This is a genomic window from Halobellus sp. H-GB7 (genome assembly GCF_030848585.1).
Classification (GTDB): Archaea; Halobacteriota; Halobacteria; order Halobacteriales; family Haloferacaceae; genus Haloquadratum; species Haloquadratum inordinatus.
Map to the genome: position 1 here is coordinate 880,086 of NZ_JAVDDW010000001.1, position 17,150 is coordinate 897,235.

Annotated in this window: 16 protein-coding genes; 10 read left to right on the top strand and 6 right to left on the bottom strand. The window is 64.1% G+C overall.

Translation table 11 applies throughout. The features are described 5' to 3' along the window. Positions 1–12: 12 nt before the first annotated feature. The 7 genes from RBH22_RS04600 (at position 13) to RBH22_RS04630 (ending at position 8,771) form a co-directional block, all read left to right on the top strand. A complete protein-coding gene (locus tag RBH22_RS04600) occupies positions 13–1,635 on the top strand; it encodes a SipW-dependent-type signal peptide-containing protein (protein ID WP_306676666.1) in 1,623 nt (540 codons plus the stop codon). 109 nt (positions 1,636–1,744) lie between these two features. Next, positions 1,745–3,352, top strand: a complete 1,608-nt coding sequence (locus RBH22_RS04605; protein WP_306676667.1) for a SipW-dependent-type signal peptide-containing protein — start codon at positions 1,745–1,747, stop codon at positions 3,350–3,352. 21 nt (positions 3,353–3,373) lie between these two features. After that, positions 3,374–4,132, top strand: coding sequence for a hypothetical protein (locus RBH22_RS04610; protein ID WP_306676668.1), 759 nt, complete (start codon positions 3,374–3,376; stop codon positions 4,130–4,132). A gap of 328 nt (positions 4,133–4,460) precedes the next feature. After that, the gene (locus RBH22_RS04615) at positions 4,461–5,393 is read left to right on the top strand and encodes a signal peptidase I (RefSeq protein WP_256545048.1); all 933 of its coding nucleotides are present in this window, start codon (positions 4,461–4,463) and stop codon (positions 5,391–5,393) included. Next, entirely contained in the window at positions 5,386–6,441 is a 1,056-nt protein-coding gene (locus tag RBH22_RS04620) for a twin-arginine translocation signal domain-containing protein (protein ID WP_306676669.1), read from the top strand. The genes RBH22_RS04615 and RBH22_RS04620 overlap by 8 nt, the downstream gene beginning before the upstream one ends. Beyond that, positions 6,438–7,562, top strand: a complete 1,125-nt coding sequence (locus RBH22_RS04625) for a hypothetical protein (RefSeq protein ID WP_306676670.1) — start codon at positions 6,438–6,440, stop codon at positions 7,560–7,562. Before RBH22_RS04620 ends, RBH22_RS04625 begins: the two co-directional genes overlap by 4 nt. Then, on the top strand, positions 7,563–8,771 hold the full coding sequence (locus tag RBH22_RS04630; RefSeq protein ID WP_306676671.1) for a hypothetical protein: 1,209 nt from the start codon (positions 7,563–7,565) through the stop codon (positions 8,769–8,771). A gap of 46 nt (positions 8,772–8,817) precedes the next feature. Here RBH22_RS04630 and RBH22_RS04635 read toward each other — a convergent pair whose 3' ends face one another. Together RBH22_RS04635 and RBH22_RS04640 are read right to left on the bottom strand one after the other, a co-directional pair. Continuing rightward, complete coding sequence (locus RBH22_RS04635; protein ID WP_306676672.1) at positions 8,818–9,201, bottom strand: hypothetical protein; 384 nt, start codon at positions 9,199–9,201, stop codon at positions 8,818–8,820. Continuing rightward, on the bottom strand, positions 9,201–10,484 hold the full coding sequence (locus tag RBH22_RS04640; RefSeq protein WP_306676673.1) for an HAD hydrolase family protein: 1,284 nt from the start codon (positions 10,482–10,484) through the stop codon (positions 9,201–9,203). Before RBH22_RS04640 ends, RBH22_RS04635 begins: the two co-directional genes overlap by 1 nt. Before the next feature lie 137 nt (positions 10,485–10,621). On the opposite strand from RBH22_RS04640, the gene RBH22_RS04645 reads away from it, so the two are divergent. Then, positions 10,622–11,068: a DUF5799 family protein gene (locus RBH22_RS04645; RefSeq protein WP_306676674.1), complete on the top strand. Its 447-nt coding sequence runs from the start codon at positions 10,622–10,624 to the stop codon at positions 11,066–11,068. A gap of 85 nt (positions 11,069–11,153) precedes the next feature. Beyond that, entirely contained in the window at positions 11,154–12,674 is a 1,521-nt protein-coding gene (locus tag RBH22_RS04650) for an RtcB family protein (protein ID WP_306676675.1), read from the top strand. A gap of 192 nt (positions 12,675–12,866) precedes the next feature. On the opposite strand, the gene RBH22_RS04655 is transcribed toward RBH22_RS04650, so the two are convergent. Together RBH22_RS04655 and RBH22_RS04660 are read right to left on the bottom strand one after the other, a co-directional pair. Beyond that, positions 12,867–13,103, bottom strand: coding sequence for a flagella cluster protein (locus RBH22_RS04655; protein ID WP_306676676.1), 237 nt, complete (start codon positions 13,101–13,103; stop codon positions 12,867–12,869). Positions 13,104–13,186: 83 nt separating this feature from the next. Continuing rightward, positions 13,187–13,900: a hypothetical protein gene (locus tag RBH22_RS04660; protein WP_306676677.1), complete on the bottom strand. Its 714-nt coding sequence runs from the start codon at positions 13,898–13,900 to the stop codon at positions 13,187–13,189. Between the two features lie 694 nt (positions 13,901–14,594). Between RBH22_RS04660 and RBH22_RS04665 the strand changes: the two genes are divergently transcribed. Beyond that, positions 14,595–14,891 (top strand): PadR family transcriptional regulator, encoded by a 297-nt coding sequence (locus RBH22_RS04665; protein WP_121570282.1) that lies wholly within the window; start codon positions 14,595–14,597, stop codon positions 14,889–14,891. A gap of 163 nt (positions 14,892–15,054) precedes the next feature. Here the strand turns inward: RBH22_RS04665 and RBH22_RS04670 are convergent, their stop codons facing one another. Together RBH22_RS04670 and RBH22_RS04675 are read right to left on the bottom strand one after the other, a co-directional pair. Further along, positions 15,055–16,395 (bottom strand): AI-2E family transporter, encoded by a 1,341-nt coding sequence (locus tag RBH22_RS04670; RefSeq protein ID WP_306676678.1) that lies wholly within the window; start codon positions 16,393–16,395, stop codon positions 15,055–15,057. Positions 16,396–16,509: 114 nt separating this feature from the next. Next, positions 16,510–17,094 (bottom strand): hypothetical protein, encoded by a 585-nt coding sequence (locus RBH22_RS04675; RefSeq protein WP_256290393.1) that lies wholly within the window; start codon positions 17,092–17,094, stop codon positions 16,510–16,512. Between the last annotated feature and the right edge of the window lie 56 nt (positions 17,095–17,150).

The following is a 17,150-nucleotide window of genomic DNA, read 5'->3' on the forward strand; positions in this document are numbered from 1 at the left end:
AGGAGACAACCAATGACAGAATACGAATTCGACCTCTCGCGACGGAAAGTGCTTGGGGCGCTCGGTGCGGTCGGCGCGGCATCGGCCGGCGCTGGCCTCGGCACCACCGCGTACTTCAACGACACCGAATCGTTCGAGGGCAACACGCTCACGGCGGGCGAACTCGACCTCAAAGTCGACTGGCAGCAGACGTACAATGGACCGATTCCCGACAGCGGCGGTGAGGTCGGTGACCATCCAGTGAACGCCTACCCAGACTCTTCTGGTGATGGGATACAGGACCTCAACGGAGTCAGATATTCCGGGGCAGGAGAAATTGACCCGGTTTTCGATGCTGCTGACATTCCAGCGTGCTGTGACTGTGCTGACGACGAGTATTACGTCACGTACGGTGGTGAGAGTTACTGTATCGAACCTCTTGGTGACGGGAGTACATCTATCGAGGATTTCTATGACTATGACGACACCTCTGGAGTCTACTCCTCGTTGAATGATGAGATCCAGCGTGAGAACACGACGTTTGTTTTCCTTTACGAAGGTAGCGAGGGTCTAAGCCTCGTCATCGTCAACGATGACCGAGAGAATACTGAGGGAGGAAGCGCCGCTTCGTTCACCATCGAAGGAGCGCCTGGGGACACCGGATGGCTCGTAAACGATGGAAATGGCGATGACAACTGGGTCGTGAAAGATGATACAGAGGGCGATACCGACGCTGGCTTCGATCAGTACCAGATTGCTGAAGCGGATTGGGTCTGGACCAACAATCGAACGGATGGTGGTGCCATTGGTTCGCTCGCCGACGACTTCGCATTACGGTTATCTGCCAGTCTCAACGCGGCTGCAGAATTGTACGACAGTCCTGCTCGAGGGAGTGGCCAAATAGAAGAGTTCGTCCTCCTGAGTGGAGGATCTGGACCTGACAGCGGATCCGAGGAGATCACCTTGGAAGCGGAGATAGGTGAAGCAGAAAATAACGAGATCGGCCCGGTCACGATACACAGTGCCTGTGGCATCGAGAGTGGATCCCAGTTGCCAGAGGGAGTTTTCAGCAGTGCACACTACCCCAAGCAGGATAGTCTTATCCAGCTTGGCGATGTCAAGCCTGGAGATTCAGGCGAGGTCACTTTTTCAGTGCACCTCTGCGATAATCCAGCCTACGTCTGGCTGACTGCAGCAAACTTCACTCAAGACGGTAATGTCCTCACTGAACCCGAGGCAGTCAAGATCAACGAATCGAACTCGGATATCAGCGACGTCGGGGATGTGACTACGGAAGATGATCTCGGCAAACTCGCGAGTGAAATGCAAGTTACAGTCTGGTACGACGAGGACTGTGATAACGAATTCGAGGAAGCTGAGACAACGATTTTCGATGGGACGCTAGCCGATATGCTCGGTACATTCGACGGGGATGCGGCGACCAGCGAGGGGGCAAAGCATCCGCTTGACAGTGATACAGAAACGGAGGGTCGGCAGTGCTTCCCCGCCGAAGAGGGATTCTGCGTCGGCTTCGATTGGGAGATTCCCACAAGCGTTGGCAACGAAATTCAGGGCGATTCCGTGAGCTTCGATCTCGGCTTCTACACCGAGCAGTGCCGCCACAACGACGGATCGGGCCCTGAAGTCGAAAGCTGATCGACGCGCTTCCAACCAACTCCTACCCTCACGCTGGTGCGGCGCGGCGGTCGCGTCGGGCGGTTCGATTCCGCCCGTGGGTCTTTTCCCGTAGTGGGAAGTGACACCGATGACAGACGAGAAATTCGATCTCTCACGACGGAAAGTGCTGGGCGCACTCGGCGCCATCGGCGCGGCGTCAGCCGGCGCTGGCCTCGGCACGAGTGCGTACTTCAACGACACCGAATCGTTCGAGAACAACACGCTCACGGCGGGCGAACTCGACCTCAAAGTCGACTGGGAAGAGCACTACTCGTTCCCGCAGGCGTACGGATTCGCCGACCCGACGAGCGGCCTCAACGTCACCCGATCCGAGCCTGCAGATACCTCGGGATACGTCCCGCTCCCCGACCCGGAGAATCCGATGGTCTGGGTCGCTGAGGGCGACCTCGATGACTATATGGACGCGACGTCGATCGAAGCGTATCCGGATCGGGACGGCGATCGGATCCAGGAGGCGTTCGCGTCTGAATCCGGAACCACCACGGAAGAAGACGTCGGCTACATCTGCGAAGACGGCGCCGATATGGACGAAGACCTCGATCCGAAGGCCGAGGGTGCGCTCCGGACGAACAACGCCGACACCTGGGACGCCGAGAAAGAGGAACCCAAACCGCTCGTCAGTCTTGACGACGTCAAACCCGGCGACTTCGGCGAGCTCACGCTGAGTTATCACCTCTGCGGGAATCCGGGGTACGTCTGGCTCCGCGGGGCGCTCCGATCGAACGCTGAAGGCGGCGTGACAGAGCCCGAAGGCGAGTCCGCCGCAGAGGACGGGACCGTCGAGAATCCGGGATCGGACGGCGAACTCCTCGACGCGATCCAGACCCGCCTGTGGTACGACGACGGCGACAACGTCGCCGAGGTCGGCGACGGCGGTGACGACGCGGGCTACCTGACGCCGACGCTCTCGCTCGGCGAACTCTTGTTGTTCCTCGAAAGCGGAAACGGCGTTCAGCTCTGCCCCGACGACACCGGCGGACCGGTCGTCGAACCGCCGGCGGGAGACTGTCCGGACGAGAAGGACTACGACAGTGTGCACGTGACTGAGGATACCGTCACTGTCGACACGCCGCTGACTGATGGCTCGACCGAGACCACGATCGGATTCAACCCCAAATGCGCGGACTTCGGGCTGATCCAGGGTCTCAAGACGGACGAGGCGCCCGAGGGACCGCTCCCCGAAAGCGGTGAGAAAGAATACGACACGCCCTATGGCACGATCACGGTGACGACCGCTCTCGTCGACGGGGATCAGACCGTCACCGACTGGTCGATCAGCAGCGACGAGGGCTACTGCGTCGCGAAGGTCATCGTCAAAGGCGGCAATGAAGGGGCAAACGTCTACAGCTACGACAACGCGGGCGACGACGATGACTTCACCGAGGACGACGGGGCGATCGGCGCCGAGAGCGACCTAGATACTCAACTACAGACCCCCACAGGTCAGGACATCAGCCACGTCGACTTCTGTCTCGCCGCCTCGACCGGAGACGGCAACGGCGAGGAGCCGAACGGCGAGGACTGCTGCTTCGAGCCGTCGACGGACCACTACATCGGCCTCGCCTGGTGGCTCCCGACCGACGTCGGCAACGAGATCCAGTCCGATTCCGTCGGCTTCGACCTCGGCCTCTACACCGAGCAGTGCCGTCACAACGACCAGTCGAACGCGGAGTAGCGATCAGGTACCGAACCGACGATGGAAAATCCAACACGCCGCCAGGTACTCGGTGCAGTCTCCGGCACTGCGCTGCTCGCGTTCGGGGCAGCGCCCGCGCGGAGCGCCGCCGGTCTCGACCCCGTCGAGCCGAATCAGTCGACGCAGATCCAGACCGGTGAGTCGCTGCCGACGGTCGCGCTCGACTGGCGCGAGACCGTCAACGGCGTCGTCACGGAGGACACTGACCTGTCGACGGGCTCGACCGGACACACCGGCGACGTCGGCCTCGTCGTCGACGAAGCGGTTCTCCCAGGTGATACGGGAGCCGTCACGCTCCGGGCCAGCCTCGCCGACGGCACGCCAGGCGCAAACGCCGCTCAATCGGCTGCGGTCTCCCTCCACTTTGCGCTCACAGACACCGCCGAGAACGGGCGCAACGAACCCGAGCGTGCCGCCGGTGACGAAACTGCAGAGACGGGCGAACTCCAGGACTTCGCGACGATCGAACTCTGGCGCGATATGGGCCTTGGCACCGGGAACGGCGCAAACGAGAATATCCCGTTCGTGACCGACGGCGACGAGATGATCGCTTCGGGCACGCTCGCGGAAGTCGACGCCGATCCTGTCTTCGACGACGGCTATCCGCTCAGTCGGAGCGGCGAGTCGTGTCTGTCTGTCGGCGATGCAGTCTACGTCACCTTCCGGTGGTCGATTCCGGAGCGCGCGGGGAACGTGATTCAGGGCGACTCGGCCCAGTTCGTCGTCGGCGTCACTGTGGAGGCGTGTGGGAATGACTGAGAAGACGGGGGCGGCCAGCAGTAGAGCGTTTAACGGCTCGTTACAGGCGTCGGCGGCTACCTGCTCGAATGGCCCGAGAGCCGGTACCGTCGTTAGACACCGGGTTACGCGGTCGCCGAACGCCGCTAATCGGTCGATAGCTAAGCCCGACACTCCGCATTCCTGTCGTGTGCACGGGGAACATCGCGCGAATGGAGGGGAGGAGACCACTCGCTGGCGCCTCTCTCGCTGGCAGATGGTCACGAGACCACGACAAGCACCTGCATCGCGACGAAACACCGACACCGGACAGTCTCCTGGGAGCTACGCGAGGTGAGTTACGATGGGTGTGACTGAAGACGAACGACTCCAGACCGCCACGCACGTCGTCGGCGTGGTCCTCCTGATCGGCGTCGTCGCGCCGTTCGTGGTGTACGGAGTCCCCCAGGTCGTCGGCGCGGATCACGGATTCGTCGTCCTCTCCGGCAGTATGGAACCCGCGATGAGCCCCGGCGACGCCGTGATCGTCCGCGAGGCGTCACCCGACGAGATCACCGAACGCGACATCATCACCTTCCAAACCGACAGCGAGACGCCGACGACCCACCGCGTCGTCGACGTGGTCGAGCGCGAGAGCGGCGAGGCCTACGTGACGAAAGGCGACGCCAACGAAGATCCCGACAGCGGAACCGTACCGCACGATCGGGTGATCGGCGAGGTGCTGTTCGTCATCCCGCTGATCGGGTACGTCGTCAACGCCGTCAACACGCCGCTCGGATTCGTCGCGGCCGTCGTCGTGCCACTGGCGCTTTTCGTCGGCTCCGAGCTGTGGGCGCTCCTGCGCTCGGTCGACGACGACGTGGATACAGACGACGACAGCGGACCGGAAACTGCGGGCGGCCACGCGACCGCGAACGACGGAAATAGCGGAGCCGCCGGGAGCGTCGGTAGCCAAGGTGCCGCCGAAGTCGACGGCGAGGGCTCGGCGATCACGCTGACCCGATCGAGCCTCCAGCTCCTCGCGGTCGTGTTCGCGCTGTACTTCCCCTATACCGCGTACGCGGCTTACAAGATCACCGAGGCCTGGGCGATCACAGGAGCCGTTGCGACGGGAATCGGCTTCCTGTTCGTCGTCGGCCTGTACGCGAGCACCGCCGAAGATGACTCTACCCCTGCTGACAGCGACGGCGGCCCTCCAGACAATCCCGACGGCGAATCCGCGGCTGCGGCCGTCGGCGAGACCACCACCGTAGAAACTGACGGGGGAACGGACAGTGACTGACGAGACGGGCGGACTGTCACGACGGAAACTCCTGTACGGCCTCGCCGCGGCCGGCGCGGCGGCCGGATCCGGCAGCGGCGTCGCCGCGGTGCTCACAGACACCGAGACAACCAAGGCGCAATTCACCACCGGGTCGTTCGATCTCGACGTCGACGTGCTGTCCCCGACGAGTTGGCAGAACGGCTCGTACACCGCATCGCTCGGGCTCTACCAACCCGAGACCGCATCGTTCGAACTTGCCGTCGACGACAATCCAGCGTACGTCTGGCTCGTCGCTCCCTGCCCGACGTGTGCACCGATCGAGGAGAAGATCGACGTGACGGTCGAGTTGACGAACCACGCCGGCAGTTCGACGGCGCTGTTCGAGGGATCCCTCCGGGAGTTCCGCACCGCGTACGACTCGGGCGGCGCCCTCTCGACGGAGGCGCTTCCAGACGGCGGCGAGACCTGGACCGTCTCGTTCACGTGGGAGTTGACCGAGGTCGTCGACGGCGACGTCGGGGTCGAATTCGGGTTCGAGTTCCGGGCCGTGCAAGGGCGATACCTCGACGATCCGCAGGCCTACGATCTCGGGCTCCCAGAGTGTGACGGCTGCGACGACGGCACCGACGGCGGCAACGGCGATGGCGACGGGGACGTCGCGTGTGGCAAGGGGATCAGTTTCGCCGCGTTCTGTAGCGAGAAGTCAGTCACACAGAGCGACGTCGAATTCACCCGGACGACCTGTGGCGACACCGACCGGGCGGCGACGCTCGAAGTGGCGACGATCCCGTCGCACGTCGATCACGTCCTGCTCAAGTACGGGACGAAACTGGACGTCTTCGCGTACGACGGGGAATCGACGCCGTTCAGCATCAACAGCGGCGGCGAGAACTCCGACCTCACTCTGGTAGCGACTTACGAGCAGGACGGCAGCGAGTTCCCCGAGAGCGGTGATCCGCCGCGTGCGACCAACAATCCGTGCCCCGGCACGTACTGGGTAAAGTACAATTTCGAGGACGCCGAGTGGGCGACCGGAACGGACGAGCCCACGGGAGGCGGCGAATGAGCAGTAATCTCTCGATCGACGCCCGGCGGGTCTTCGCACTCGTGCTCGCGCTGGTCGTCGTCGCGTCCATATCCGGCAGTGCGACCGTCGCACTGCTGTCTGACAGCGAGTCGATAGCGGTCGGGCTCACGGCCTCGAACGCCAACACCGACACCGGCAGCGTCTCCGGATTCGACGTCGAACCGCTCGACACCTGCACGGTCGACAATGCCACGGCGAACCAACGTGACCTCCGAGCCGCGGCGAAATTCGATGTCGAAGGCGACGGCTGTGCGAAGCTCTCGGTGTGGGTCTCGGAGTCGTGGCTCGATCGGACTGGAGAAGACGTCGACGACGTCGTCATAGGCCACAAAGATTCGAGCGGATGGGTCTTCTTAGAAACTGCCGTCGGCGAACAGAGACACGGCTGGTACGAACTGACCGCGACCACGACCGGCTTCAGTCCGTTCGGGCTGTTCGTGCCGAACGAGTCGCGAGCGTCACCGGCGGAATCGAACGCAGGGGACGCCGCGACGGCGCTCGACAGCGACGCGGACGTGAACGAGACCGAAAACGAGAGTGTCGGCGGCAACCGGACGGTGGCCGGCAACGACACCGAGAGAAACGGGAGTGTCGGCGGTACCCAAGTCAGCGACGCACCGGAGCAGAGCGACGGAAACGAGAGCGTGCCGGCCAATGGGAGCGCCCCGACGAACGAAACTGCCGGCGACGACGCGAGCACCGGAAACCAAACGGACGGAAAGACCGAGAACGCCTCGACGCCGGCGCAACCGTCGTCTGACCGCGACGGCGCGTCACAGAACGAGACCACGCCGGACGACGACGCGACGCAGAACGGGACCGCACCCAGTAACGGCGCTGACAGCAACGGCACAGAGAGCGGTTCCGACGACGACGAGACCACCACCGACGGCGAGGCCGAGGCGGAGACGACCGAATCTGCGGCTTCCGACCCCGAAACAACTGACACAGCCGAAACAGGGACGCCCAAGCCCGAGACAACCGAAACTGAAAGCACTGAGTCCGCGGGTACAGACTCCGAAAGTACCGAACCCGCGAGTACGCCCACGGCGACAGAAGACGGGGAGACGACCGCGACACCGTCGTCGCAGGACGCATAGATGAGCACCATCGACGTGCCCGTCGGAATCTCCTGGACGAAGCTCCTCGCCGTCGTCGTGCTCGCGACCGTTCTCGGCGGCGTGGGAGCTGGCTTCGTATCCACCGACATATTCGACGCCACCACTCAGCCGTCTCCCGCTCCGCTCGGCGGTGACTCCGCGTCCGAGGTCGCCGGGATCACCGTGACAGCGACAGATCCGTCCAACGTGCGCAACGAGGCAGGTGACGCGGGCGTCGTCGCCGGAGCGCTCGGCGGGAGGCTCGATCTCGAACGCGACGTGAGTCGGGTTGACTTCGTCGTGCGGAGTCGACTCCCGAACGGAACGTGGGTCGTCGTCGACCGCGCGTCAGTCGAATCGATCCAGTCGGGGACGGACGCCATCGACCTCGCGACGGTCGTCGGAGGACCGAATACGACGTACCTCGGTCAGACGCAGTCGGACGGATTCGACGTGGCGACGCCCGGATCGACAGCACGCCGTGACGGCGCCGTCGCCGTGACGGCGCGCCTCTACGCCGACGGTCAGAGAGTTGCGACCGTGACCGACACCGACGGGTACGCGTTCGTCGTCGATCGACCCGCCGGACGGACGGTTGGGGGACCGAACGAGAACACAGTCACCGCCTCGGGTGACGGCGCCTCGACACCGAACGACCAAGCGGAAACCCGGAGCGATTCGACCGGGAGCGCCGGTGGCGGGGCCGGTGGATCCGACGGCGGATCGGAGACCGAAGACGGTGCCGAGGCGAACCGAACCACGGCGCTGTTCGGAGCGCAGGACGTGCTCCCGGGCAGTCGCGGCACGAGCGCGGCTCAGCTATCGAATCCGAGGGGCGAGTCCGTGACCGCGACGTTCGCCGTCGGCGGAGCGGTCGACGACGAGAACGGGCTGACAGAGCCCGAAGCCACCGTCGACGACACAGCGACGCAGGGCGAGCTTTCTGATCACCTCGCAGTCCGGATCGCGATCACGCGCGAAAGCGGCGGTCGTTCGTTCCTCGTGGGCAGTACCGACGGGTACGTGTCGCTGGCCGACGCTGCGGAGACGACCCGGTCGCTCGAACTCGACCCGAACGAGACTGTCAGCGTCGTGGTCGAGTGGCGAGTCGACGCCGCGGTCGGCAACGAGATCCAATCGGACCGCACGACGCTTTCGGTCCACTGTACCTTCGAGCCGTCGACGACGCTCCTCGCAGCGATTGCATAGAGGGAGTCGCGGTGGGCGCCGCCGCTGCCTGCGGCGAGTGCTCCACTCACCCGATCAACAGTCGGACGTTGTAGACCATCGTGAACGTGCCGACGAGCGAGAGAACCACCGGTGGGAGGTACGCGAAGAACTCGTCGCCGTCGGCCGCCGCGATCAGCGAGATGGCGAGCGTGATGCCGAACACGGCGTACTTCAACAGCGCGAGTCCGTAGATGCCGAACGCGTCGACGCTGAGTCTGACCAACGCGTTGGCCTCGCGAAGGTCCGGGCTGTGTTCGATGATCGCGATCGTGGTGACGATGTCGCCGACACCGTAGGTCGCGAGCGCGAGCACCCACAGGCGAACGAAGTTGGACGACTCGGCCAGGCCGCCGTCGGGCGCGAGGTACTTTCGCGCACCGCGTAAGCGCTTCATCGCGTCGGACGCCATCACCACTCGTCCAGGCGGTTCAGTACCGAGACGATTCGCAGCACGGAGCCCGCGTCGCCGGGGTCGTAGACCAGTTCGTCCGTCGAGCGGACGTGATCGAGTACCGATTCGGAGGCGTGTCTCGGGGCCGCTGCGATCCCGGCGTCGGCGTCTGCGGCCCACTCCATCACCCGCAGGTCGGACTTGCTGTCGCCCATCATCAACACGAACGGGTCGTCGATGCCGAGGACGTCCAGCGCACCGCGAACGCCGGTCGGTTTGTCGAGGTCGAGCGAGCCGATCTCGGCCGCGTCGGCGTGGTAGTAGGCGACGTCGATCCGATCGAAGCGAGCCTGCACGTCCGCGGGGATGTCGTCGACCTCGCGTGTCGGCGTCGCGTCCTCGCTGTCGAGGACGTCGGCGATCTCGGGGTCGGAGGCGGCGTAGTACGCCCGTGCCCAGTCCGCAGAGCGCCCCGGTCCCTCGCTGTCGCCCGTCCGCGACTCGATGCCGACGTCGCTGATGCCCTCGACGGCCTCGACGACTGCCCGTCCGAGCAGGTCGACAAGATAGACGAGGCCTTCGTCGATGACGGCTTCGGCGGCGTCGCTGCCGACGTCGAAGTTCGGCTTCAGCGTCACGTTGAACTCGTTGCCCTGGAGGTGGACCGAGCGGCGGAGTTCTTCCGGGGCGGCCGTCAACACGCGCGAGCGCACGAGCGAGAAGACCTCACGCACCTCTTCTTCGAGCGTCTCGTAGAGGAGTCGCTTCGTGTCCGAGCCGTGACCGGGCGTGAACACGCCGGTGCCCGCCTCGTAGACGATGCTGAACGACCCCGAGTGAACCAACTCGGTTCCGAGCCCCTGAATCATAAATCCCTTGACGTTTTCGAGCGTCTGTCCCGTGCAGATGATTATCGGGAGTCCCGTCTCGTGGAGTTCGGTGAGGAGATGAAGCGTCTCGCGGGGGATCTCGTTGTCCGTGCGGCCGGCCGAACGGAGCGTCTCGTCGACGTCGAGTACGAGCGCGTTGACCGGGCGACCGTACTTCGAGTAGAGGTCCAGCGCCGTGAACGTCTGTTCGCGCGTGGCTCGCGCCGCGATGTCGGCGAGCGTCTCACCGGCGGCGAACGACTCGGAAATCTCGCGTTTGCGCGCCTCCAGGTCGTCGCTCGCATCCTGCCAGTATTCGAGGGCGACGCGGGAGTCGACGGGTGGAAAGAGATCGACGAAATTCTGGAGATCGCGGAGCGTATCCGTCTCGTACTCCTGGTAGAGTCGATAGAGGAGATCGTACCGGTCCATACGTAGTCCCCGTCCTCCGATGGTAAAAGCACACCTGCCGAGGCGGTAACCGGAGCCAAATCGAGTTCGAGGCGGGTCCACAACCAGTCGTTCCGGTGAGGGAAACGCTCAAACCAGCGACCGCCGTACACCGGGGTATGGCAGACTGGACCGACAGCATCGTCGGCGATCGGATGACTGTCGACAGGGAGTTCAACGATCGGGTCGAGAGTTCGCGGTTTACGAGCCAGGAGTGGGGCCTCATTATGACGGCGACCGAGTTCGACATCGAGCACGCCGACGATCCCGACCGGGCACGGATCGTCGCCGACACGGAGAAGCTTCCGCAGATTATGCCCGAACTGGAGAACGTCCGTTCCCAGATGGCGCAAATGGGTGGCGCCCCGGGTGAGGAGAAGTCCAGCAGCGGCGGCCTAATGGACTCTCTCAAGGGCGCGCTCGGTCTCGGCAACGGCAGTAGCGGGACCGACCAAGAACGAGTCGATGCCGCCGAGCGGCTGACGCAGGCCTACGCGGACGCGCTCCAGAAGCACTTGGAGTCGAAGAACAAGTGGGAGCAGGTGCGAAACGCGTACCTGGAGTAGGCGGTCAAGCGGTCGGTGCGGTCGTTGGTAGTCGAAGCGGGCATCGAGGAGAACGCTTTCCTCACAGGCTATCGTTGGTTGGAGTATGACCGAGGATAGCGACGACGTTCGCGAGTTCGACGGGATTCGCCTCGAACGCGTCCGCGAACACGTATGGGAGATTCCGCGGGAAGGCGAGATGCGCGTTCCGGCGCGGGTGCTCGCGAGTGAAGCGTTGCTCGAACAGATCAGCGACGACAAGACGCTCCAGCAACTCCGCAACGCGACGCACTTGCCGGGTATCGCCGAACGGGCCGTCTGTATGCCCGATGGGCACCAGGGCTACGGTTTCCCCGTCGGCGGCGTTGGCGCGACCGACGTCGAAACCGGTTGTATCTCACCGGGGTCGATCGGCTACGACATCAACTGCGGCGTCAGGATGATGCGCACGAACCTGACGTACGACGACCTCCGCGGGCACGAGGAGGAACTCGTCAACGCCCTCTTTTCGAACATCCCCTCTGGACTCGGTGGCGGCGGCGTCGTCGAATCTGATATAGAGACGATGGAGCAGATTCTCGACCGTGGCGTCGACTGGGCGCTCGAACACGGCTACGCCGTCGAAGACGATCTCACCCACTGCGAAGACGAGGGGATGCGCCCCGACGCCGATCCGAGCGCCGTCTCACAGAAGGCCAAAGACCGCGGCAAAAACCAGATCGGGAGCCTCGGCTCAGGAAATCACTTCCTCGAAGTCCAACGCGTGACCGACGTCTATCGATCGGACGTCGCCGCGGAGTTCGGCCTCGAGGAGGACCAGGTGGTCGTCCTCATCCACTGTGGCTCTCGGGGACTCGGTCACCAGATCTGTTCGGACTACCTCCGGAAGATCGAACAGGAACACGGCGACCTGCTCGCAGAGCTCCCGGACAAAGAGCTGGCAGCGGCGCCCGCAGGCTCAGACCTCGCCGAGGAGTACTACGGCGCGATGTGTGCGGCCATCAACTTCGCGTGGGTGAACCGACAACTGATAATGCACCGGACGCGACGCGTCTTCGAACGCATTTTCGACCGCGACTGGGAGGAGATGGAGATGGAACTCCTCTACGACGTCGCCCACAACATCGGCAAGAAGGAGGTCCACGAGGTCGCCGTCGACGCCGACGGCCATCCAACCAACCCCGAGGACGCGGTCGACCGGGCCGAGCGTGAGCTCTACGTCCACCGGAAAGGCGCGACTCGCGCGTTCCCGGCCGGGCGGCCCGAGATCCCGTCGGCGTACCGTGACGTCGGCCAGCCGATCATCATCCCCGGGAGTATGGGTTCAGGATCGTACGTCCTCCGCGGCGGCGAGCACTCGATGGAGCTCTCGTTCGGGTCGACCGCACACGGCGCTGGGCGGACGATGAGCCGAACGCAGGCGAAAAGCGAATTCTGGGGCGAGACTGTCCAGGAGGAACTGCGCGACCAGCAGAAGATCTACGTGAAAGCGCAGTCGGGCGCGACTGTCGCCGAGGAAGCCCCGGGCGTCTACAAGGACGTCGACGAGGTGGTTCGCGTCTCGGACGAACTCGGCATCGGCGACAAGGTCGCACGGACGTTCCCGGTCTGTAACATCAAGGGCTGATTTCCCACGGGACCAGCAGGCGCTCTGTGTGGCGAGAGGGCGAGCAGGTGGCGCCTCCGACGACTACGACCCCGCGACGGCGCGCCACACACCCGCCGTGACCGTCACGGTCTGCGTTCAGACCACGCGGGTGCTGGCCCCGGTATCGTATAAAAAGCCTCGCGCGAGCCGGGAGTGGTCGGTGTCGCGGCACTACTCGCTGTGTGTGCAGACGACGAGCCGGTCGTCTTCGCGGGCGACGCACAGCCGTTCGGAGCCGTCGAGGCCGAACGAGTGCGTTCGGCGTTCGGTCAGCAGCAGTCGCGTGAAGGGCACCCCGCAGGCCGGGCACTCCACGCCGTCCCGATTTTCGTACAGCGTCACGTCGCCGTCCTCTCGGAGGAGTTTCATTCGATGCCGGACGGCGTGCTGGTCGAAGCGATCAGCCATCAGCGGGAGAAGTGCCTGCGGGCGATAAAGTCGTTGCCGTCGCGCGGTCGAGGTCGTGCGGTCGGTGTTGCGTGAGCCCCTCTTCAGCCGAGTCGAGAGAGGCGGTCCTGAGCCGTCGTCAGCGCCATCTCGTCGTCGTCGACGAGATACGAGACGAGGTCGCGCGCCGCTCGAACGAGGAGTTCGGACTCCTCGGCTGGGACGTCGCCGTAGACCGCGTCGACGCGCTTGACGTGCGTCGCGAGCGTCTCTCGGACCTGTCGTGCGGCCGGGTCCGGATTGTCGTCGAGCCACGTCCCGAGGTCCGAACAGAAGGCGTCGAGTACCTCGGCGTACGCGAGGCCGCGCGCGTCGGTCATCGACGCCGGAACCGACGACGGATCGGGACGCTGGCCGTCGTCGGCGCCACGGAGGAGTTCGAGGACGTACCACTGCATCTCGTCGTCCGGGTCCCGGGTCCGTCCGAAGACGTCGACCGCGTGGAGCAGTTCCGCGGCGCCGAGGACCGTGTCGTCGACCGACTGGAGCTCGCCGGCGCGGACGAAGCCGCGCTGACGGACGTAATCACGGAGAGTCGTTTTCAACTCCGAGGCGATATCGTCGATATCGGTCGCGTCGTCGAGTTCGGCGCGGGGCGCGGAGAGGTCCAACTCCACCGCGCTGTCAGTGTGTCGCTCTCGGTCACCGGTCCCGACGCTCCGCATACTCCCACAGTCCGGGCAGTTCACCTGGCCCGTATCGAAGTACGACCACTCCCGCCCGCAGTCTTTGCAGCGGCGGCGGCCACGGATTCGCATACCGGCCTTTCTCCGGCGAGCGAGAAAAGCGCGTCGCGATGGCGATGCCGACTCCGCGCTGTGACAGATTCACGAAGCAAAACCGCAGCACAGGCGCGGGATGCGACGCCGAAACACAATCGGTAAAACGGCGATGTCAGCTGTGAGCGGCCGGGATACGTCGGCTCTCGACGAGCGCGAGGGGGAACGAATCCTCGTCGTAGCCGACATATTTATGTGCAGCAGTCGGTTACAATCGGGTGACGCTTCGTCTGGAGGGCCGAAGCGTCAGCGGGGACCAATTCAGGGCGGCAAGCATCCGCGTGCTTTTCACGCGGCTTGCTTCCTTTTCCGACCAGTATCGAAGAGAGACGCCTCTGTCACTCGCCTGTATAGAGGTTGATCACGCAGCGAGCAGTGTCGCCTCCTGTGGTCGGGCGTCGACGACGAGCGAAATCCGTGGTGGATGGAATCGTAAGATATCTGTAACGGTGGTCGGACGCGATCGGGCCGCGAATGGAGTCCGCTACCGGGCGTGTGATAATAATTAATCAGACATATTAGGACCCTGATCAGGTAGTGGTAAGCGTAACGATATGTTTAGGAAAGCTCATCGATACGTATCGAGTTTTCGGCCCGTGATCGGCACTCCCAAGCGCACAGTGGGTCGATATGTTTATTTTGGAGAACACTAATATACAAGTAGAATCCACCGATGTACGACCTGACAGGATTTCAGCGCGACCTGCTGTACGTGATCGCCGGACTCGACGAACCCCACGGGCTCGCGATCAAAGAAGAACTCGAAGAGTACTACGAGAAGGAGATCCATCACGGCCGGCTCTATCCGAACCTCGACACGCTCGTCGAGAAAGGACTCGTCGACAAAGGGCAGCGTGATCGCCGTACGAACTACTACACGCTCACCCGCCGCGGCCGCCGCGAGATCGCGGCACGCAAAGACTGGGAGAGCACGTACATCAACGTCTCCTTCGAAGGCATCGACGACTGATACTGTCGGACGGCAGTCCGTGAATCACGTTCGCACCCACGGGGTGTCGTTACGCTCCACATCGTTCTGTCCGACAGTATGAAACGCCGCGAGGTGGCTGCTGCGTCGTCGGCCCGTAATCGTCGATCCGGGCAGTGAGCCACCTCGCGCCCAGGATGGTACCTCACTCTGTGGTCGGTTCTTCGTCTCGTGATTCTGCCAGTTCCGCTCCGAACTCGAACTCGCCAGTAGCGTCGCCGCCGTCCCGGTCGCCGCGTGAGGAGCCGCCTGCCGTCTCCGTGCCACCGTCCGTCTCCGGGGAGTCATCTGCCGGCTCGTCGGTTGAGTCGTCGGATTCTGCTTTCGGCCCGTCGGCGACGACGTCGGGATTCGCCGCTGGTACCTGTGTCGATCCCCGCGGCGTCACCACACCCGGATCGACCGTGTACGGAACGAGCGGCTCCCGGGCGATCAGCACCGGCAGCACGTGACGGGCGAAGTTCACGATGAGCACGAGCACGATCGGCCCCAGGAAGATGCCGTACCAGCCGAACAGCAACGGGCCGAGCGTGTAGGCGATCATCACCGCACCGACGTGGAGATTGCGGCCGGAGACGTACGGACGAAGCACGAGATCCGGGATCGTATCGACGATGACGAACGAGACGGCGACGAAGACGGCCGTGAACCACAGCGTCGTCGGATCGAAGAGATACGACGTAACGCCGAGATAGATCGCGACGGGGGCGTAGACGAGTTTCATTCCGACGACGGGGATGAGACTCGCGATGCCAGCGAGCAGGCCGATGAGGGCCGCCGCGGGAATTGCGACGCCCGACGGAGCCACGAGATTCAGGATCGAGTACGCGATGACGCCGATCGTCCCCGTGAGAACGGCGTTGAGGATGTTTCCGAAGAAGATGTTCGTGAAGTCGCGGTCGGCGCCGCCGAGGAACGCCTCCATCACACCGCGGTCGTCGGCGATCCGCGAGTTGAGCCAGCGCGAGAGCTTCGCGTCGTCTCTGAGCAGGTAGAACGCCAGTGCGATCATCGCGAACAGATGCACGAGGCCGACGCCGACGAACGCGAGAACGTTGCTCGCAGAACCGACTGAGGAGACGACCTGCTGGACCTGCGCGAACGTCAGCGACGCTGGATCGAAGGTGAGGAGCCGCTCGAAGTCCGTCAACCGTTCGAGCTGATCGGCCGAGATCGGATACCGCGAGAGGTCGAAGACGCCCTGGTTCGTGAGTCGAACCAGTTCGCTGACGGCGACTGCTCCCGTGTACGTGATGAGCGCGAGCGCGGGCAACGCCAACACGAAGAGCGCGATCGCGGCCGCGAGGCTGGGCGGTCGGATCCGCTTTTTGATCCGCCGGTAGATCGGCCGAGTGGCGTAATAGAGGAAGAGGCCGAAGACGAACGTCCCGATAAAGGAGTAGACGATGTACGCGAGCGCCGCTCCGAGGGCGAGTCCCACCACCCACCACGAGAGTCGCGAACGACCCATCTCGAGAACGGACATACCGAACGAGGGACCGCGACGGGACAAAAAGCTACCGCGCAAATCGACGGCGTCGTGCGATCGAGTGCCCGAAGACGTGCGAACGCGACAGGACGCGGCGCGAGCGGACGAGAATCACGCTCGGTCTCCGGTCGTATTCGCGGTCGAAGCGGGCGTCGCCTCGGCTGCGCCTGCCGCTGTCGATCCGACGTTGCAGGCGAGCGCCGTCGAGACGACGCGTGCGCGGATGCTGCTGTCGGGACGGACGGCGACGTGCGTCGCCGAGTCGTTGCAGTCGACGAAGTCTCGGCGAATGCCGAGCGTGCGGTCGGTATCCGTCGGCGGCGCCACGTCGAGGACGTAGTCGGTCGGGCGATACACCTCGACGAGCAGCGAGCCGTAGGCCGGGAACGTGGGCGCGGCATCGAGAACGGACGCGTCGGCGTCGACGTCCCGGAGGCGGATGCCGATCGACCGGCGCTCGGAGTCGTCGTTCCAGACCACGACGCGGTGGTGGTGGTCCTCGGAGGGGTCACCGACGCGACGGGTCTCAAACGGGTCGCCAGCGTCGAACTCCGAGATGGTTCCGTAGCCACTCGGAGGCAGCGATTCGGGCGTCTGCGACCTCGTGGCGGGGTCGGATCCCGTCGGAGAGAGACACCCCGACAGACAGCCGAACGCGAGGGTGGAGGCGAGCGAGAGGAGGCGGCGGCGACGCATTGTCACTACAGATGATTGACGGTATCATACCAGTTGGGATAGGTGGAACGCTCGTT

Bases quoted from the DNA above. Each gene is read 5' to 3' on its own strand.
- RBH22_RS04605 (WP_306676667.1), top strand. From the start codon at position 1,745: ATGACAGACGAGAAATTCGATCTCTCACGACGGAAAGTGCTGGGCGCA.
- RBH22_RS04670 (WP_306676678.1), bottom strand. From the start codon at position 16,395: ATGTCCGTTCTCGAGATGGGTCGTTCGCGACTCTCGTGGTGGGTGGTG.
- RBH22_RS04635 (WP_306676672.1), bottom strand. From the start codon at position 9,201: ATGGCGTCCGACGCGATGAAGCGCTTACGCGGTGCGCGAAAGTACCTC.
- RBH22_RS04655 (WP_306676676.1), bottom strand. From the start codon at position 13,103: ATGGCTGATCGCTTCGACCAGCACGCCGTCCGGCATCGAATGAAACTC.
- RBH22_RS04650 (WP_306676675.1), top strand. From the start codon at position 11,154: ATGACCGAGGATAGCGACGACGTTCGCGAGTTCGACGGGATTCGCCTC.
- RBH22_RS04600 (WP_306676666.1), top strand. From the start codon at position 13: ATGACAGAATACGAATTCGACCTCTCGCGACGGAAAGTGCTTGGGGCG.
- RBH22_RS04630 (WP_306676671.1), top strand. From the start codon at position 7,563: ATGAGCACCATCGACGTGCCCGTCGGAATCTCCTGGACGAAGCTCCTC.
- RBH22_RS04610 (WP_306676668.1), top strand. From the start codon at position 3,374: ATGGAAAATCCAACACGCCGCCAGGTACTCGGTGCAGTCTCCGGCACT.
- RBH22_RS04625 (WP_306676670.1), top strand. From the start codon at position 6,438: ATGAGCAGTAATCTCTCGATCGACGCCCGGCGGGTCTTCGCACTCGTG.
- RBH22_RS04665 (WP_121570282.1), top strand. From the start codon at position 14,595: ATGTACGACCTGACAGGATTTCAGCGCGACCTGCTGTACGTGATCGCC.
- RBH22_RS04675 (WP_256290393.1), bottom strand. From the start codon at position 17,094: ATGCGTCGCCGCCGCCTCCTCTCGCTCGCCTCCACCCTCGCGTTCGGC.
- RBH22_RS04660 (WP_306676677.1), bottom strand. From the start codon at position 13,900: ATGCGAATCCGTGGCCGCCGCCGCTGCAAAGACTGCGGGCGGGAGTGG.
- RBH22_RS04645 (WP_306676674.1), top strand. From the start codon at position 10,622: ATGGCAGACTGGACCGACAGCATCGTCGGCGATCGGATGACTGTCGAC.
- RBH22_RS04640 (WP_306676673.1), bottom strand. From the start codon at position 10,484: ATGGACCGGTACGATCTCCTCTATCGACTCTACCAGGAGTACGAGACG.